At 63.1% G+C, this 17,288-nt stretch carries 15 protein-coding genes and 1 tRNA gene; 8 read left to right on the forward strand and 8 right to left on the reverse strand.

Features of this window, described 5'->3' with window-relative positions; genetic code table 11:
- Positions 1-102 precede the first annotated feature (102 nt).
- Genes NKK52_RS28445 through NKK52_RS28465 form a run of 5 tightly spaced genes read left to right on the forward strand, consistent with a single transcriptional unit; the run spans position 103 to position 5,342 of the window.
- Entirely contained in the window at positions 103-1,701 is a 1,599-nt protein-coding gene (locus NKK52_RS28445; protein ID WP_023669491.1) for an ABC transporter substrate-binding protein, read from the forward strand.
- Positions 1,702-1,748: 47 nt separating this feature from the next.
- Complete coding sequence (locus NKK52_RS28450; protein WP_023669492.1) at positions 1,749-2,756, forward strand: ABC transporter permease subunit; 1,008 nt, start codon at positions 1,749-1,751, stop codon at positions 2,754-2,756.
- A gap of 26 nt (positions 2,757-2,782) precedes the next feature.
- The gene (locus tag NKK52_RS28455) at positions 2,783-3,667 is read left to right on the forward strand and encodes an ABC transporter permease subunit (RefSeq protein WP_050485757.1); all 885 of its coding nucleotides are present in this window, start codon (positions 2,783-2,785) and stop codon (positions 3,665-3,667) included.
- Positions 3,667-4,512 (forward strand): ABC transporter ATP-binding protein, encoded by an 846-nt coding sequence (locus NKK52_RS28460; protein ID WP_023682051.1) that lies wholly within the window; start codon positions 3,667-3,669, stop codon positions 4,510-4,512. Before NKK52_RS28455 ends, NKK52_RS28460 begins: the two co-directional genes overlap by 1 nt.
- A complete protein-coding gene (locus tag NKK52_RS28465; protein ID WP_023682050.1) occupies positions 4,512-5,342 on the forward strand; it encodes a dipeptide ABC transporter ATP-binding protein in 831 nt (276 codons plus the stop codon). Before NKK52_RS28460 ends, NKK52_RS28465 begins: the two co-directional genes overlap by 1 nt.
- 123 nt (positions 5,343-5,465) lie before the next feature.
- Here NKK52_RS28465 and NKK52_RS28470 read toward each other — a convergent pair whose 3' ends face one another.
- The 6 genes from NKK52_RS28470 to NKK52_RS28495 all read right to left on the reverse strand — a co-directional run bounded on the left by NKK52_RS28470 (position 5,466) and on the right by NKK52_RS28495 (position 11,351).
- Positions 5,466-7,262, reverse strand: coding sequence for an ABC transporter ATP-binding protein (locus NKK52_RS28470; protein ID WP_031198176.1), 1,797 nt, complete (start codon positions 7,260-7,262; stop codon positions 5,466-5,468).
- The gene (locus NKK52_RS28475) at positions 7,262-8,308 is read right to left on the reverse strand and encodes a glycosyltransferase family 2 protein (RefSeq protein ID WP_023682048.1); all 1,047 of its coding nucleotides are present in this window, start codon (positions 8,306-8,308) and stop codon (positions 7,262-7,264) included. Before NKK52_RS28475 ends, NKK52_RS28470 begins: the two co-directional genes overlap by 1 nt.
- Complete coding sequence (locus NKK52_RS28480; RefSeq protein WP_023682047.1) at positions 8,305-9,417, reverse strand: glycosyltransferase family 2 protein; 1,113 nt, start codon at positions 9,415-9,417, stop codon at positions 8,305-8,307. The genes NKK52_RS28475 and NKK52_RS28480 overlap by 4 nt, the downstream gene beginning before the upstream one ends.
- Positions 9,414-10,595 (reverse strand): acyltransferase family protein, encoded by a 1,182-nt coding sequence (locus tag NKK52_RS28485; RefSeq protein ID WP_023682046.1) that lies wholly within the window; start codon positions 10,593-10,595, stop codon positions 9,414-9,416. The genes NKK52_RS28480 and NKK52_RS28485 overlap by 4 nt, the downstream gene beginning before the upstream one ends.
- Positions 10,595-10,783: a hypothetical protein gene (locus NKK52_RS28490; protein ID WP_023682045.1), complete on the reverse strand. Its 189-nt coding sequence runs from the start codon at positions 10,781-10,783 to the stop codon at positions 10,595-10,597. Before NKK52_RS28490 ends, NKK52_RS28485 begins: the two co-directional genes overlap by 1 nt.
- Before the next feature lie 492 nt (positions 10,784-11,275).
- A tRNA-Thr gene (locus NKK52_RS28495) sits at positions 11,276-11,351 on the reverse strand.
- Between the two features lie 352 nt (positions 11,352-11,703).
- Between NKK52_RS28495 and NKK52_RS28500 the strand changes: the two genes are divergently transcribed.
- Entirely contained in the window at positions 11,704-12,945 is a 1,242-nt protein-coding gene (locus NKK52_RS28500) for a hypothetical protein (protein WP_023682044.1), read from the forward strand.
- 7 nt (positions 12,946-12,952) lie between these two features.
- On the opposite strand, the gene NKK52_RS28505 is transcribed toward NKK52_RS28500, so the two are convergent.
- Together NKK52_RS28505 and NKK52_RS28510 are read right to left on the reverse strand one after the other, a co-directional pair.
- Positions 12,953-14,551: a cisplatin damage response ATP-dependent DNA ligase gene (locus NKK52_RS28505; protein ID WP_023682043.1), complete on the reverse strand. Its 1,599-nt coding sequence runs from the start codon at positions 14,549-14,551 to the stop codon at positions 12,953-12,955.
- 223 nt (positions 14,552-14,774) lie between these two features.
- Positions 14,775-15,785 (reverse strand): ligase-associated DNA damage response exonuclease, encoded by a 1,011-nt coding sequence (locus NKK52_RS28510; RefSeq protein WP_023682042.1) that lies wholly within the window; start codon positions 15,783-15,785, stop codon positions 14,775-14,777.
- 105 nt (positions 15,786-15,890) lie between these two features.
- Here NKK52_RS28510 and NKK52_RS28515 point away from each other — a divergent pair, with 105 nt between their 5' ends.
- Together NKK52_RS28515 and NKK52_RS28520 are read left to right on the forward strand one after the other, a co-directional pair.
- Positions 15,891-16,823 (forward strand): methyltransferase domain-containing protein, encoded by a 933-nt coding sequence (locus tag NKK52_RS28515; protein ID WP_023682041.1) that lies wholly within the window; start codon positions 15,891-15,893, stop codon positions 16,821-16,823.
- Positions 16,824-16,927: 104 nt separating this feature from the next.
- Positions 16,928-17,287: a hypothetical protein gene (locus NKK52_RS28520; RefSeq protein ID WP_023682040.1), complete on the forward strand. Its 360-nt coding sequence runs from the start codon at positions 16,928-16,930 to the stop codon at positions 17,285-17,287.
- Position 17,288 lies beyond the last annotated feature (1 nt).

Raw genomic sequence — 17,288 nt, forward strand, 5'->3', positions numbered from 1 at the left:
GAGGGGTAGGCAAACAGGGTGTTCCAAAGCCGGAAAAACGGTGCTTATATGCGCGCTTCGCGAGCCTATAGAGGGGCTTGGAAGAACATCAGGGAGTGCTCAATGAAAAAGAAACTGACTTTTGCAGCCGCGTTGCTGGCTGCAAGCGTCCTCGGCGGTGTGGCCAATGCCAAGACGCTGGTCTATTGCTCGGAGGCCTCGCCGGCCAACTTCGACCCGGGTACCACGACGGGCGGCAACGACTTCGACGCCTCGTCGCGCACCGTCTATTCGCGCCTGGTCGAGTTCAAGCATGGCGGCACCGAAGTTGTGCCCGGTCTCGCCGACAAATGGGAGATTTCGGACGACGGTCTGGTCTATACTTTCCACCTGCATCCGGGCGTGAAGTTCCAGACGACGGATTTCTTCAAGCCGACGCGTGATTTCAATGCCGACGACGTCGTCTTTTCGTTCGATCGCCAGTTCAACAAGGAAAACCCCTGGAACGGCGAGAAGTACCTGCCGAACCTGACCTGGGACTACTACACCGGCATGGACATGCCGAAATACGTCGCCAAGTGGGAAAAGGTCGATGACCTGACCGTGAAGCTGACGCTGACCGAGCCGAACGCGCCGATGCTGGCCAATCTCGGCATGGACTTCGCCTCGATCGTGTCGAAGGAATATGCCGACCAGCTGGAAAAAGACGGCAAGATGGCCGACTTCTCGACCAAGCCGGTCGGTACAGGTCCGTTCCAGTTCGTCGACTACCAGCTGGATTCGGTCATCCGCTATGCGGCCAACCCGGACTACTTCAAGGGCAAGGAGAAGATCGACGATCTCGTCTTCGCGATCACGCCTGACGCCACCGCCCGCATCCAGAAGGTGCTCGCCGGCGAATGCGATATCGCGCCCTATCCGAATCCTGCCGACATCGGCACGATCAAGGCCAACGCCGACGTGACCCTGATGGATCAGGCTGGCCTCAACATCGGCTATATGAGCTACAACACCACCATCCCGCCGCTCGACAAGCCTGAAGTGCGCCATGCGCTCAACCAGGCGATCGATCGGGAATCGCTCATCAAGTCGCTGTTCCAGGACGCCGGTGCCACGCCGGCCGTAAACCTGATCCCGCCGACCATGTGGTCGTGGAACAAGGACGTGAAGTCCGACGCCTATGATCCGGAAGCAGCCAAGAAGGTGCTGGCCGATGCCGGATTGAAGGAGATCCAGCTTTGGGCCTCCGACCGCGTCCGTCCCTACAACCCGAACTTCCAGCGCGCCGCCGAACTGATCCAGGCTGACTGGGCGAAGGTCGGCGTCAAGGCGGAAATCGTCAGCTACGAGTGGACGAAGTACCGCGAGGAAGGCAAGAAGAAGGAACGGCCGGGCGCCTTCCAGATCGGCTGGACCGGTGACAATGGCGATCCGGACAATTTCTTCGCCACGCTGTTCGCCTGCTCGGCCATCGGCGTGTCGAACTACTCCAGCTGGTGCGACAAGGACTTCGAGGATCTGATCCAGAAGGCCAAGAAGACCAGCGACCAGGCCGAACGCACCAAGCTCTATGAAGAGGCGCAGGTTGTCTTCCAGAAGCAGGCTCCGGCCTTCCTCATGGCACACAGCCAGGTCTACGCAGTCGTGCGCAAGAATGTCAGCGGCTTCATGATGGACCCGCTCGGCATTCATCGCTTCGACGGCGTCGACAAGGCCGAATAGAACTGTTAGGCGGGCGGCGCGCAATCAGGCGCCGCCCGCTTTTCAAGATGCTCCGATATCTCCTAAACAAAATCGTCTTGGTGCTGCCGACGCTGATCGGCATCACCATCTGCGCCTTCGCTTTTGTCAGGCTGCTGCCCGGCGATCCCATTCTTGCCATGGCCGGCGAGCATGGCGTGTCGCCCGAGCGTTACGCGGAACTGAAGGAACAGTTCGGCTACAATTTGCCGATCTGGCAGCAATACGCGCATTATGTCCGCGATGCCGCGACCGGCAATTTCGGCGTGTCGATTTCGTCCAAGCGGCCGGTCATCGAAGATTTCATGACGCTCTTCCCGGCAACCATCGAGCTCTCAGTCTTCGCCATGATCTTCGCCATGGTGCTGGCCATCCCGGCCGGCATCATTGCTGCGGTCAAACGCGGCTCCTGGTTCGACCAGGGGCTGATGGGCACCGCCCTCGTCGGCTATTCCATGCCGATTTTCTGGTGGGGTCTGCTGCTGATCATCTTTTTCTCCGGCTATCTCGGCTGGACCCCGGTTTCAGGACGCATCGGCCTTCAGTTCTTTATCAAGCCGATCACCGGCTTCTTGACCCTCGACAGCCTGCTCTACGGCAAGTGGGATGCTTTCCGCTCGGCATTGAGTCACCTGGTGCTGCCGACAATTGTGCTCGGCACCATCCCGCTGGCGGTGATCGCGCGCCAGACGCGCTCGGCCATGCTCGAAGTGCTGGGCGAAGACTATGTGCGGACCGCCCGCGCCAAGGGCCTGTCGTCGTCCCGCGTCATCGGCGTGCATGCGCTACGCAATGCGCTGATCCCGGTGGTCACCACCATCGGCCTGCAGGTCAGTACCCTGCTCGCCGGCGCCATTCTCACAGAAACCATCTTCGCCTGGCCGGGCATCGGCAAGTGGATGGTCGAATCCATATCCAAGCGCGACTATGTCGTCGTGCAGTCAGGCTTGCTGCTGATCGCCCTTATCGTCATGGCGGTGAACCTGATCGTCGACGTGCTTTATGCCGTCATCAACCCGCGCATCAGGGCGGCGTGATGAGCCAGTCGACCGAAATCGCCCCGATGGCCGCCGGCAACCCTGACCGACTGACCGGCTTCAGGACTTTCTGGCACTATTTCTCGGTAAACCGCGGCGCCGTCATCGGCCTGTTCGTCTTCATCCTTTTGGTGCTGGCCGCGCTCTTTGCACCGCTGCTCGCGCCCTATGCGCCCGACATCCAGGACAAGACCGCTTTCTTGCGTCCGCCGGCCTGGCAGGCAGGCGGCAGCATGGAATATCTGCTTGGCACCGACGCGGTCGGCCGCGACATGCTCTCGCGCCTGCTCTATGGCGCGCGTTTCTCGCTGCTCATCGGCGCCGTCGTGGTCACGCTGGCGCTTGTCGGCGGCATCACGCTCGGCCTTTTGGCCGGCTATTTCCGGGGCTGGGTCGACGTGGCGATCATGCGGGTCATGGATCTGATCCTGTCCTTCCCGTCGCTGCTCTTGGCGCTGGTTCTGGTCACCATCCTCGGCCCCGGCCTGTTCAACGCCATGCTGGCCATCGCGCTTGTCCTGCAACCCCACTTTGCCCGTCTGGTGCGCGCTGCCGTCATGGCCGAAAAGAGCCGCGAATATGTGGTCGCCGCCAAGGTCGCCGGCGCCGGCCATATAAGGCTTATGCTGCGCACCATCCTGCCCAATTGCCTGGCGCCGCTGATCGTCCAGGGCACGCTGTCCTTCTCCAACGCCATCCTGGAGGCGGCCGCTCTCGGCTTTCTCGGCCTTGGCGCCCAGCCGCCGACACCGGAATGGGGAACCATGCTCGCCTCGGCGCGTGAATTCATCCTGCGCGCCTGGTGGGTGGTGACCTTCCCCGGTCTGGCCATCCTCATCACCGTGCTTGCCATCAACCTGATCGGCGACGGTCTGCGCGATGCGCTCGATCCGAAGCTGAGGAGGTCGTAATGGCGCTGCTCGACATCCGCAATCTCGTCGTTGAGTTCCAGACCGCATCCGGCCCGTTCCGCGCGGTCGATGGCGTCTCGCTCCATGTGAACGAACGTGAAGTGCTGGCCATCGTCGGCGAATCCGGCTCCGGCAAGTCGGTGTCGATGTTGGCTGTGATGGGGCTGTTGCCGTGGACGGCGACGGTCACTGCCGACGAGATGAGCTTCAACGGCCGCGATCTCCTGAAGATGAGCCCGGCCGACCGGCGCAAGATCGTCGGCAAGGACATGTCGATGATCTTCCAGGAGCCGATGGCCAGTCTCAATCCGTGCTTCACCGTCGGCTTTCAGATCGAGGAGGTGCTGCGCTTCCATATGGGCATGGACAAGGCCCAGCGTCGCGAGCGCGCCATCGAATTGCTGACGCAGGTCGGCATTGCCGAGCCGGCCGAACGGCTGAACTCGTTTCCGCACCAGATGTCGGGCGGCCAGTGCCAGCGCGTGATGATCGCCATCGCCATCGCCTGCAATCCGAAGCTTCTGATCGCCGACGAGCCGACCACCGCGCTCGACGTCACCATCCAGAAGCAGATCCTCGACCTGCTCGTGTCGCTGCAGGTCAAATACGGCATGGGCCTGATCATGATTACCCACAATATGGGCGTCGTGGCCGAGACGGCCGACCGCGTCATCGTCCAGTACAAGGGGCGCAAGATGGAAGAGGCCGACGTGCTGTCGCTGTTTGAATCGCCGAAGAGCAATTACACCCGCGCGCTGTTGTCGGCGCTGCCGGAAAATGCCGTCGGCGACCGGCTGCCGACCGTCTCGGACATGCTGTTCGAACCGGCTGCCGGGGGCGTCTGATGAGCATCAAGGTCGTCGAAGGCAAGGACATCGTGCGCGACTATCACGTCGGCGGCGGCCTGTTTCGCGGCGCGCGCACCGTGCATGCGGTCAAGGGCGTCTCGTTCAGCGTCGACAAGGGCAAGACGCTGGCCATCGTCGGTGAATCGGGCTGCGGCAAGTCAACGCTGGCGCGCATCATCACGCTGATCGATCCGGCAACGTCGGGCGAACTGTTCATCGACGGCAACAAGGTCGACATCGCAAGGAACGGCCTGACCAGGGAGATGCGCCGCAAGGTGCAGATCGTCTTCCAGAACCCTTACGGATCGCTCAATCCGCGCCAAAAGATCGGAGATGTGCTGGGCGAGCCGCTGCTCATCAACACCGACAAGCCGGCCGAAGAGCGGCGCGACCTCGCCATGAGGATGCTGAAGAAAGTCGGCCTCGGAACCGAGCACTACAATCGCTATCCTCACATGTTCTCGGGCGGCCAGCGCCAGCGCATCGCCATTGCCCGCGCGCTGATGCTGAACCCGAGCCTGCTGGTGCTTGACGAACCGGTCTCCGCGCTCGATCTTTCGGTGCAGGCGCAGGTGCTCAACCTGCTCGCCGATCTGCAGGACGAATTCCAGCTGACCTATGTCTTCATCAGCCACGATCTGTCGGTCGTGCGCTACATCGCCGACGATGTGATGGTGATGTATTTCGGCGAAGCCGTCGAATACGGCTCGCGCGAGGAGGTCTTCGCCGACCCCAAGCACAACTACACCAGGACGCTGTTCGCCGCGACGCCGCGCGCCGACGTCGCCTCGATCAAGGCGCGGCTGGCGAAGAAGAAGGCCGCCTGACCTCCCACCGAGAATTGTTTTTGAACAATCGGAAATGCGTCGCGGCGGTGGTTTGCCGGCAGGATTGATCGCGATCTGCGAGCTGCCGGGCGCAAGCCGCGTCGCAGGTTGGGGTGCGCCCCATCACTCACCCGCTCCGTGCTGGTAAAGCTCGTCCATGCTGAGCATTGCCAGGGTTGCGAAGGGGGCCTGTTTTTTCACCCGACCGCGGCTCAAGATCACCACGTCGTCGCAGAACGATATGGTGCTGTAATGATGACTGATGACAATGGTGGTGCGGCGGCCGGCCCGCGATTTCAGCGTCTCGACAATAGCGGCTTCTGACAACCCATCCACCGCACTGGTGGCTTCGTCGAGGATGAGAATATCGGGATCGCGCACCAGCGCCCGCGCCAGGGCGATCCTTTGCCTTTGTCCGGCTGACAGGTTGATGCCCCGGTATCCGACCAGTGTCGCGTAGCCCTGCGGCAGGTGCTCGATGAATTGATGTGCCTCGGCCAGCCTTGCGGCGCGCATGGCGTCGCTGGCCGACGCCGTGTCGTAGCCGTAGATAATGTTTTCAAAAATGGTGCCATCGACCAGTTCCAGCTCCTGACTGGCCAGGGCAATGTTCCGCCGCCACTGGCTTGGGTCCACTTCATCGAGCGGTGCCCCATCGACGAGGATCCTGCCGCTGTCGGGTTTGACGAAGCGGCACAGGAGATTGACGATCGTCGTCTTGCCGGCGCCCGAGCGGCCGATCAGCGCCGTCGAGCGGCCGCTGCGGATATCGAACACCGCCTTATGCAGCACCGCCTCGCGCGCGTCGGGGCCAGACAGGGGACCGGAATAGGCGAAGCTCACATCATCGAAGCTGATCCCTTGGCGCAAGCCGTCGAACGGCAGGCTGCCCTGCGGCGCCTCGGGCTTGTCGGAAGGATCGAGCAGCCATTGTACCTCCTCCAGCGAGCCGCTCATGCCTTGCAACTGACTCCAGGACATCTGCAAGGCCCGCATATGCGGCTGCAGTCGGTAGAGCAGGATGAGGAAGGCGACGGTCAGCGGGAAGCTTACATTCGCCAGCCAGGCTCCGATCACCACCGCCAGGAACAGCATCGCGTGCAAAACCTCGGTCAGTGGCGGCAAGACGCCCTGGCGGATTGAAAGCACGAAAGCCGCCCGCCGCACCCCGTCGGACGCTTTGGCGAAGACCGCCTTTTCGCGGTTCTCCTGCCCGAAGATGCGAATTAGGCGCCCGGCATGCACCAGATGCAGCATCTGCGACGCCAGTGCGCTGTTGCGCGAGACGACGCTGCGGCTCGGCGCCTTCAGATTGGACGACAAAACCCCGTGCGCCAGTTGGACGAGCGCCAGCCCTAGCGTCACCAGCAGCGTCATCTGCCAAGAGAGGAGCAGGAGGAAGGCGAGCAGGATGACGGCGGCCGAGGCACTGACGATCGCGCCGAGCAGGGCCTGGATAGCGTCGGATGCTCGCCAGGATTCGTTGGAGATGATGTTGAGCAGCCGCCCGGGGCTTTGCTGCAGGAAAAAGGGGTAGCCGACCCTGAGCAACTGCTCCGACAGTGCGCTACGGATCGAATAACCTGCCTTGCCGTAGATGTAGCTGGTCAGCAGCGTGTTGGCGAAGGCAAAGACATTTTTCAGTACGATCGAACCGAGGATCGCGGCCGAAATGGCGATCAGCCGCTGGCGCTCGCCGAGGGCCGCTCCAACCTGCTGGAGGAGGGCGGAGAAACCGGCCATGCCTGATGTTTCGCCACGTCCCATAATGATGCCAAGCAGCGGAATGATGAGACCGATGCCGAGGCCTTCCAGCGCGGCGCCCGCAAGCCCGAGCCCCACCACGACGGGAACGAGCCGCAACAGCCTGCCACCAAGCGCGCGGCGCAGCATTGGCAGGGCTGACGGAATCAGTGACATTATCGCGCTCTGGCCTCCGCATTGGCTTCGCTGGCTTCTCGGTCGTGGCGCAGCGGCAGCCGTTTTGGCCATCCCATCATGACGAGCAGCGCAAATCTGGCGGCACCTGCCAGATTCATAACGACAATAGGCCAGTGCGACAGATCGAGGTCGCGGTCAAAGCGAGGACGGCCCGCCAGTTCCCTGAACGCGGCCCGCGCGGACCAATAGACATGGCGAAGCAGCCAAGGGGCGTGGCGGACATGTTTCAGGCACAGCGCACCATTACCGAGGCTATAGTCGCGGTGCAGCCTGTCGATCGATTTGCGGTCTCGCCGGCCGTGATGATGCAAGACCGTCATGTCGGGCACATACTCGACCGGCATGCCGAGCAGCATCGCCCGCACGAGATAATCAGTATCTTCAGCCGAGCGTAGCGGGCCGCCAGCGCCGAAGCGTTCGTCGAACGACCCGATGCGGGCCGCGACGTCGCGGTGCATGGTCATGTTGCAGCCGAGCACGAAGCCGCCGGGGTGGACCGCCGGGGTCAGCCGCTCGCTTGCCTCGCAGAGCTTTATGGTGAAGGGCAGGTCCCGGGCATCACCGAGCTCGACCCGGCCGCCGCGGATCAGCCACTTCTCGCCACTCCGGTAGTGCCGCTCCAGGTCGCGGAGATAGTCGCGGTCGAGCTTGCAGTCGTCGTCGACGAAGACCAGCACGCGGCCTCGCGCTCGCGCCAATCCGGCATTGCGGGCAGCGGCTAGTCCGGGGCGAGTCTCCGAGACGGCTGTGACTGGGATGTCGGAAGTTTCGGCGATAGCGGCCAGCCGCTTTGACGTGCCGTCCCGTGAACCATTATCGACCACCACCAACTCTGCCGCGAAGGTGGCGTGCACCCGGCATGCCGCCTGGATCGAGGCTATGCAAGCCTCCAGCACAGCGGCGCGGTCGCGCGTGCAGACGATGAAACTGACCTCGAGCGACGGCCGCTCCGATCGGGGAGATGTCGGGACAGGCGCACTCGCAAACTGGTGATCGCGCAGGAGCGGGTGGGGCCTGTCGGTCATACCAGTCCCCGCTGATAACGCGCAAGCACCGCTTCGGCCGGCGTGGTTTTGAAGAAGTAGGCCACCGCGTCCGCCCGCTTTCCGGCCCTTATCGAGAGCAGGCTGAGCCAAGGCGCCCAGACGCCGGGACGCAGCGCATATTGTTCGCGGCGCCGGATGAAATTCCATCTCGCCGTCCGCGTGAGCAATTCGTGGGTCAGCGGCGGTTCTCCTTCGTCGCCGACGAGTTGGTAGAGGAAATAGAACAGGTTCAGCGCGCCTGCCTCGAAGCTTGGCCGTGTGTCGGTCGGCAGCTCGGAAATCCGCTCTTCAAGCGCACGGATGAAATCGGCTGCGCGCGAAACCGTGTCGAAAGAGACGGCCTCGCCGATGTCGCGCAGATCCGCTGTGGTTTCCGCAAGCCCCTCACGCTCGAGATTTTCGGCCACGATCCGCAAATGCGTCCTGCGCATTTCCTTGGCATGCCGCATGGTCACGCTTCCCGCATGGATGCGATAGACGAGCAGGCTATCGGGCAATATGGTCGCCGGGAAACGGCCGGCAAGCCGTCTGAAGAGATCAAAATCCTCGGCATGCCTATATTTTGGATCGTAATAGAGATCGTTGTTCCCAATAACCTTCCTGTTATAGATCACCGTCGGATGTAAGAATATCGTAAAGAACATCGACAATATGTCGAGCCGGCCGAGCCGGAACACCGGATCTAGCCTGCCTTTGGCGATACGGCCGTGAAGCAAGGTATCGACGCAGGCGCCGCAGAAGCCGAGATCGGGCCGCCGCTCGAACAGTGCGACCTGGCGCGAGAGGCGCCGGGGATAGGCGACATCGTCCGCATCCATTCGCGCAACAAGCTCGCCCTGGGCCAGCCGTAGCCCTTCATTGAGGGTGGCGACGAGGCCGCGGTTCTCACGCGAGATGACAGAAACGCGATTGTCTGCCCGGCGGTATCGTTCGAGAATCTCGAGCGAGTTGTCAGTCGATCCGTCATCGATAGCGATGACCTCCAGGCGATCGTAGTCTTGCCGCAGAATGCTCTCCAGCGCAGCGGTGAGATAAGGCCCGGCATTGTAGACCGGCAGCAGGACGGAGACGAGCGGCGCGGTGGTCATCTCTGCGCATCCGTTCGCCGGAGTTCGAGTGCGGCGCGGCCATCGGGGGATCCGCCGGGATAGGCGTCCGCCGCCCTGCCGAGCCAGCCGGGATCGCCAGCGCGTGCCTGGGAGCGGCGGCGCGCTACATAGGGGAAGCGGCGCTTTAGGCCGTTGAGCGGCTTTTCGAAAGCCGTCCACGAGATCGAAGCGACGGCGATCGTGGCGGCGCTCGCGACCAGGAAACGCCCTGGCCCCTGCTCCGAGACGTTGAGCGGGATCCAGGGCTGTGACTTGACGGCGAGCGACAGAAGGATCGGATGGTAAAGATAGACGCCGTAGCTGATGCGGCCCAGTGACAGCAGCGGTGGCAGTTCGAAAACCCTGCCGAGGACGCCGCCAAGGCCGGCTGAACAGGCGGCCACAACGGCCACCAGCGGCACTAGGGGCAGGATCTGCAGCAACGCCCAGCGGGCCCATTCCAGCATAGGATCGGCCGGCGCAGGGATAAGCCACTCAATCGCCAGGAAGACAGCCGCAAGGGCTGGCCAGCCTAGCCGCATCCATTGCGGCAGGCCGGCGCCTCTGGTCCGCCGGCAGGCAAGCAAAGCACCAAACGCCAGCGCGTCCATCGATGCTGGCGGCAGCAGGTCGCGCGCTAGCGCCGGGGTGGCGGTGATCGGCCAGTAGAAGCGATAGGCCAGCGACAACAGGATGACGCCGATAGTGATCGCTTCCACCCGCCGGCGGGGTGCGAGAAGCACGACCAGCGGCCAGGCGATATAGAACTGCTCCTCGATGCTCAGGCTCCAGAAATGGCAGAGTAGCCAGGGCGTCCATTCGTTGCGCAGCGCGTACCAAAAATTCGACAGGTAAAGCGCATGCCAGACGAGCGATCCACTGGACTGCTCCAGATCGGTCAGCCAGACGAACCCAAGCACGGCGAAATAGGGCGGGAATATGCGCAGCGCGCGCCTGATGTAGAAGGAACTCAATGCAGGGCCGGCTTTGAATTCGGCCGCGGCGCGCGCTTCGAGCAGCAGTCGTGTGATCAGGAAGCCGCTCAGCACAAAAAAAAGCCGCACCCCGATGTGGCCCCAAAAGGAGGACCCGTTGGGTGCAAGGAAATGGGAATAGAGAACCATCGTGACAGCGATGGCGCGCAGAGCGTCCAACTGATTGTCACGCGCGACCGCCATCAGCCATTTCCGCCGGTCTGAAATCTCCGATGAAGCCAGCGGCCCTGCATTCCGGGCCTCAGGTCGAGGCCTGCCAGCGTCGAGAGTGCGCCGACAACATCAAACCCGCGCCTTGTGCGCGGGGCAGCCTCGAAATCGGTGCTGGCCAGCGAAAAATTCAAGCTGATCAACTTGGCGGAATCCTCCACGGCGCACTTCCCAGTACCAAATCCCCCAAGAAATGGTGCAACCGGGCAATGGTGCAGTGCAACACAAAATATCTATCGAGCTGTAATATTTGTGTGAGTTAGTGCTAAAAATGGGTATGATTTGCGAGTGCGTTGCGTCGCTGAGGGTTTTTCACGTCCGCAATGCTGCATGAGCAGTAGTACCATGTCAGAAAAGGCACGGTTTAATTACACAGCTATAATCCGGAGCGTCTGATATAGGTCAAAATTGACGAATATTATTCTAAGATAGTGGTTTTGTATCTTATAAATTATGCTTGTATTGTCGGGTTCTCTAGGCTGTCATTCTTGCGCGATGCAGCATAGTCGATGGTCAAGCGTCTGACGACGCAATCCTGTGGCGGCGGCCATATGGCGCATGTCGACGAGGCAGACAGGAAGTGCCGGTGTTGGCGTAGGGAGTGACGTGCATTAGCCTTGCACCTGCCGTCACGCTTGCGTCGGATGGAGAACTGGTGCCGCTTAGGTGACTCGAACACCTGACCCCATCATTACGAATGATGTGCTCTACCAACTGAGCTAAAGCGGCCCGGGAAGCGCGAGGTTCCAGGATCGGCTGGGTGATAGACTCAACCGGCCGCTAATTCAAGATGGGCAACCGCGATTTCGAGCCGGCATCCGGCAATTCGTCCCGGCATTTTCCATTGGCGCGCAATGAGCCACCGCCTCATTTGCTTTTTCGGCTACGCGGAGACGTCGCGGTGGACTGCGCACAAACTGCCCGGCAAGGCGGCAAAACCGACTGATTTTATTGCCAAAACGCATCGAAATGGGCCTTGAACAGGCCTGTAAGGCAGAATGCGGGCGCTCGCCCGTTGATTGATTGGTCTCCTGCGGCTAACGATCATGGCAATGTAAGCGAACGGACAGGGGAAATTCGCTTGGACGCGATCGAAAAAGCGATCCGCAACGCCTTCGAGAAAGGCAACGCCGAGGACCGGGCATTTCGCGAGAGGGTCTATCGGTCGGCTTTCGCGGCGCTCGACCGCGTGCTCCAGGCCAATCCCGGCGTGACGGTGGAAGCCGCCATCAAGCGCCGCAAGGCGGTCCAGGAAAAGATCGCCGAGATCGAATCCGAATTCCTGCCCGCGGTCCCCGATGTCGCCGCGCCGACGCAGAGCGCCGCGCCGACGCAGAGCGCTGCGCAGACACAAGATACCGCGCTGACGCAACGCGTTGCGCAGCCGCAAGACGCCGTACAGGGCGCCGCCGAAGCGCCCGCGGTCGATGCCCCGACAGGTGTCGCGGCCGGACCGTCGCCGGCGATCGTCGTTGATGAACCGGTTCAGCCCGAGGCATCCGACGCGCCGCGTTCGCGCGTGCTGCCGGTCGTCCCCGACATCATGCCTGACGCCACGCTGCCCGGCGCCCCGGCGATCGATATGGCCGATTCCGCGCCGGCCGAGGCCGCGGCGGAAGTGGCGCCTGATCGCGATGAAAGGCGGATAAGGGGCCGCCGCCTGCCGCTGACGGCGATCTTCTTTGGCGTGACGTTGCTCGCCGCCGCCGGCATCGGCCTCTATTTCGCCGTGCAGACCGGGGTGTTCAAGACGCCGGCGCAGCTCGACACGGCGCCGCCCGAAGCGCCGCCGACCGTCGACGATGACGACTTCACGCCGCCTGCCGGTACAACTGAGCCGCAGCAGCCTGGCGCGCCGCAGCAGCCTGGTGTCGCCGAACAGACGCGCGACTGGATCAACGTGTTTACACCCACCGATCCAACGCATGTGGCGACCCCGTCCGACGCCAAGGCCGATGTCGTGCAGGACGACACCGGCTCCTTCCTGCGCATCCGCTCCGGTGCTTCCGGCTCGGCCATCAGCTTCGATGTCGGGCAGGGCGTGCTGGAGAAGCTTGCCGGCAAACATGCCGTGTTCGACATCGTCGCCCGCGCCGAGGACGGCAAGGACACGCAGATCTCCGTCGACTGCAATTTCGGCGATCTCGGCGATTGCGGCCGCAAGCGCTATGCGGTCGGCCAGCAGCGTAACGAATATCTGTTCGACGTGAAATTCCCCGACAAGCCCCCGGGCGCCGCCGGCAGCATCGCCATCAACTCCGACTTCGACAAGCAGGGCAAGGCGGTCGACATCTACGAGATCCGCGTCTCGATCGAACCGTGAGCGCTGCCTAGCGATCCAGCAGCGCCTGCAGCGTCTCGATGCGGTCGGCTTCGGCGGTCGGCTTGTCCCAGCGCAGCCGTGAGATGCGGGGAAATCGCATCGCAACGCCGGATTTGTGGCGAGTCGAACGGTTGAGACCTTCGAACGCCACCTCCAGCACCAGGCCTTGGCTGCGGTCGGCGCGCACCGAGCGCACCGGGCCGAAACGCTCGACCGTGTTGTCGCGGACAAATTTGTCGATCTGCTTCAGCTCCTCGTCGGTGAAGCCGAAATAGGCCTTGCCGACCGGCACCAGTTCCTCTGCGCCTTCCGGCCCCGACCAGACGCCGAACGTATAGTCGGAATAAAAGCTTGACCGCTTGCCATGGCCGCGCTGCGCATACATCAGCACAGCATCGACCGTGTGCGGATCGCGCTTCCACTTGAACCACGGGCCTTTCGGCCGTCCCGCGAGATAGGGCGAATCCCAGCGCTTCAGCATCACGCCTTCGATGATCGGGTGCGGCGGCGCGCGGCGCAGTTCCTCCAGCGTTTGCCAATCCGGGAATTCGACGAATGGCGACAGATCGAAACGGTGCGGGTCCAGCGTTGTGATGAAGGCCTCAAGACGGGCCCGCCGCTCGCGGAAAGGTAGCGCGCGCAAATCTTCGCCGTTGATCTGCAGCGCATCGTAGCAGCGCATAAACGCCGGGTATTGCTGCTGTATCTTCGGGGCCACGCTCTTGCGATTGAGCCGCTGTTGCAGGTCCGAAAAGGTGCCGGTCGCCATCGGCTCGCCGACCAGCAATTCACCATCGAGCGCGGCGGAAAAATCCATTGCCTGGGCGAGATCGGGAAATGCGCCGGACACATCGTCGCCGGTGCGCGAATAGAGCCGGCGCACGCCGCCCTCGCACACCGCCTGAACGCGGATGCCGTCCCATTTCCATTCCGCGGCATAGTCGGCCGGATCGAGCTTTTCGAGGTCGCCGTCGCCGACCGGGTTCGACAGCATCACCGGACTGAACAGGGCAAATGCGGTCCGCTTCGGCTTCTCGGCCTTGCCTTCCAGCCACGCGAACAGCGAGATATAGGGCGGCGTCAGCCCGTGCCACAGCTCCTCGATCTCGGCGACATCGACCTTGCCGAAATCGGCCAGCGCCTGTTTGGCCAGCCGCGCCGAAACGCCGATGCGCAAGCCGCCGGTGACCAGCTTGATGATGGCAAAGCGCGCCGAAATGCCGGCGCTGTCGAGCAGCCCGGCCAGCACCTTGGGTCCGTCCGAGCGGCTCGCCGCCTGCAGCTTCGTCACGACGTCGCCAAGCGTCGGCTCCCGGTTGGGGATATGTCCCGGCGTTTGCGGCCAGACCAGCGACACGGTTTCAGCGAGGTCGCCGACATAGTCGTAGGAATAGCCGAACAGCACCGGATCCATGCGCCCGGTGACCAGCGTGCGCAGCATCGCCGGCTTGACCGCCGCAATGTTGAGGTCGCCGGTGATCGCCGCCAGCGCCAGCCCGCGGTCGGGGTCCTCGACGCTGCGGAAATAGTCGACGAGCAGCGTCAGCTTGCCATTGCGCGACGGCGTCAGCACCAGGCGGTCGAGGAGTTCGGCGAAACGGTTCATGCGTCGCCCCACGCCAATGGTGAAAACCGGCGCGAGGCACCCCCCTCTGGCCTGCCGGCCATCTCCCCCTCAAGGAGGATGATCGGATGTCGCGCCGGCCTTGGCCAATCTCCGATATTGGCGGAGATGAGCCGGCATTGGAGCTGCCAATATGCCCCCTTGACGGGGAGATGTCCGGCAGGACAGAGGGGGGCGCAACGGGTCGCGGCGCTGGTGATCACCATCAATCGCCCTCGTCCTCATATCCCACCAGGTGCAGTGGCCTGGCGGCGATGCCTTCCAGCTCGCACCAGCGCACCAGCGCTTCCTCGCGGCCATGCGTCACCCAGATTTCGCCGGCGCCCGTCTCCTTGACGGTGGCGGTCAGTTCGTCCCAGTCGGCGTGGTCGGAAATGATCAGCGGCAGTTCGACGCCGCCTTGCTTGGCGCGCTGGCGGATGCGCATCCAGCCCGAGGCGAAGCACGAGATCGGGTCGGGAAAGCGGCGCGCCCAGCGGTCGGCGAAGGCCGATGGCGGGCCGACAACGATGGCCCCGGTGAAATCCTGCTTGCCGCCGCTGTCGACGGTTGCCGGCTCCAGCGTGCCGAGGTCGATGCCCTGGCTCTGGTAATAGTCGCTGAGCTTGGCCAGCGCGCCGTGGATATAGATCGGTCTGTCATAACCGGCATCGCGCAGCAGCCGCATCACCCGCTGTGCCTTGCCCAGCGCATAGGCGCCGACCAGATGCGATCGCTCGGGAAACTGCGCCGCCGATTTGAGCAGCCGGGCGATCTCCTCCGTGTCGGGCGGATGGTGAAACACCGGCAGGCCGAAGGTCGCCTCGGTGATGAACACATCGCATCGGACCGGTTCGAACGGTGCGCAGGTCGCGTCCTTCTGGCGCTTGTAGTCGCCGGAGGCGACGATGCGCCTGCCCTTGTGCTCGACCGCGATCTGCGCCGAGCCCAGCACATGGCCGGCCGGATGGAAGGTGACGCTGACATCGTTCAGCGCCATAGCTTCGCCAAGCACGGCCGCTTGCGTTGTCCCGGCAAAATCCTCGCCATAACGCAACCCCATAATGTCGAGCGTCTGCTGCGTCGCCAGCACCGAACGATGGCCGGATCGGGCATGGTCGGAATGGCCATGCGTGATCAACGCCCGGTTGACTGGCCGCACCGGGTCGATGAAGAAATCGCCGCATGGGCAATAAAGGCCTTCAGGCCGGGGATGGAGCAGGTCGCTGGCGCGCATCCAGTCAAGATAGTGGCTAATTCCAGCGCGGGAAGCCTGTTGCAAGAGACTGCTGACTCGGCCTACAGCCAGCCACCGGCCGCATCAGCCGGCGGGGCCATCGCCATGCAACCGCTGAAAATCTCGTCCGGCGACCTGACCGCCGACCGTCGCGCCGACTATGCCGAGATGCTTTTCGGGTCGGGCGAGCACGCGGCAGCGACGGAGCTGCTGCTCGGCGCGCTGGAACTGGCGCCGCAATGGGCGGCGGGCTGGTTCCGCCTGGGCGAGATGCAGGAGGCAACGGGGCTGCTCGACCTGGCGACGCAGGCCTGGGCGACGGTGCTGAAACTGGACCCGGCGGATCGCCTGGGTGCTGCGCTGAAGCTGCAGCTGATCGGCAAGGCGCCGGCTGCCGCAGCGCCACCCAGCGCCTTCGTCGAGACGCTGTTCGACCACTATGCCGAGACTTTCGAGGACTCGCTGGTCGACAAGCTCGGCTACCGGCTGCCGGAGTTTCTCGATCGCGCCATTCGCGCGGCAAGACCGGGCCGCTTTTCGCTGGCGCTCGATCTCGGTTGCGGCACCGGTCTGATGGGCGAGAAACTGCGGCCGGTCGCCGAACGGCTGGAGGGCTACGACATCTCCGCCGCCATGCTGAAAAAGGCCCGCGCCAAGGGCGTCTACGACCTGCTCGCCAAGGCCGATCTGCAGCATTTCGCCTATGCCGGGCCGAAAGCCGATCTGGTGGCGGCGGCCGACGTGTTCATCTATGTCGGCGCGCTCGATCGCGTGGTGAAGACCGTCGCCGGCATTCTGGCCACCAATGGCCTGTTTGCCTTTTCCGTCGAAACGCCAGCCAAGGGCGGGGCGGGCGGCGACGCCGGTTTTGCGCTGCAGCCGTCTCGTCGCTACGCCCATTCTCAAGCCTATGTCGAGCGGGTGCTTGCCGCAAACGGCCTGTCGGTGCTGTCGATGCAGCCGACCGTCATCCGCTGGGATCGCCGCCAGCCGGTCGGCGGGCTTGCCGCGCTGGCGGTGCCCTCGTCCAAGGGTTGATGTCTCGTCTTGTTCGAAAACGTGAATAGGATTTTTGCGGCTGGCGCGGCATCAGGTAGGATACAAGCCGAGAAAAGCCCTCGGCAGGCATTGAGGAGGAACACATGCGCTGGAACATGATGGTCTTGGTGTCTTGCCTGGCAATGACCGGCTGCATGGGCAGTTCGATGTCGGAGCGGCAGGACCAGGACGTGCAATCGTCGCTGCAATATGACAACGTGGCTTGCGACCAGTTGCTGGCGCAGCGCAACGAACTGGCGCAGCAATACCATCTGTCGACGGACGCCAAGCCGAGCTTCTCCAATCCGGCGATGGGCTTCGGCCCGTTCACGCCGGATATGCGCTCCAAAAGCAAGCGCGATACTGATCTGGCAAGTGGCAAGATCGACGCCATGAACCGCTCGATCGTCCGCCGCGACTGCGGCACGCCCAACAAGCAGAAGAAGTTCAGTCTGCCGAGCTGAA

Source organism: Mesorhizobium sp. C277A (genome assembly GCF_040324395.1).
GTDB lineage: Bacteria > Pseudomonadota > Alphaproteobacteria > Rhizobiales > Rhizobiaceae > Mesorhizobium.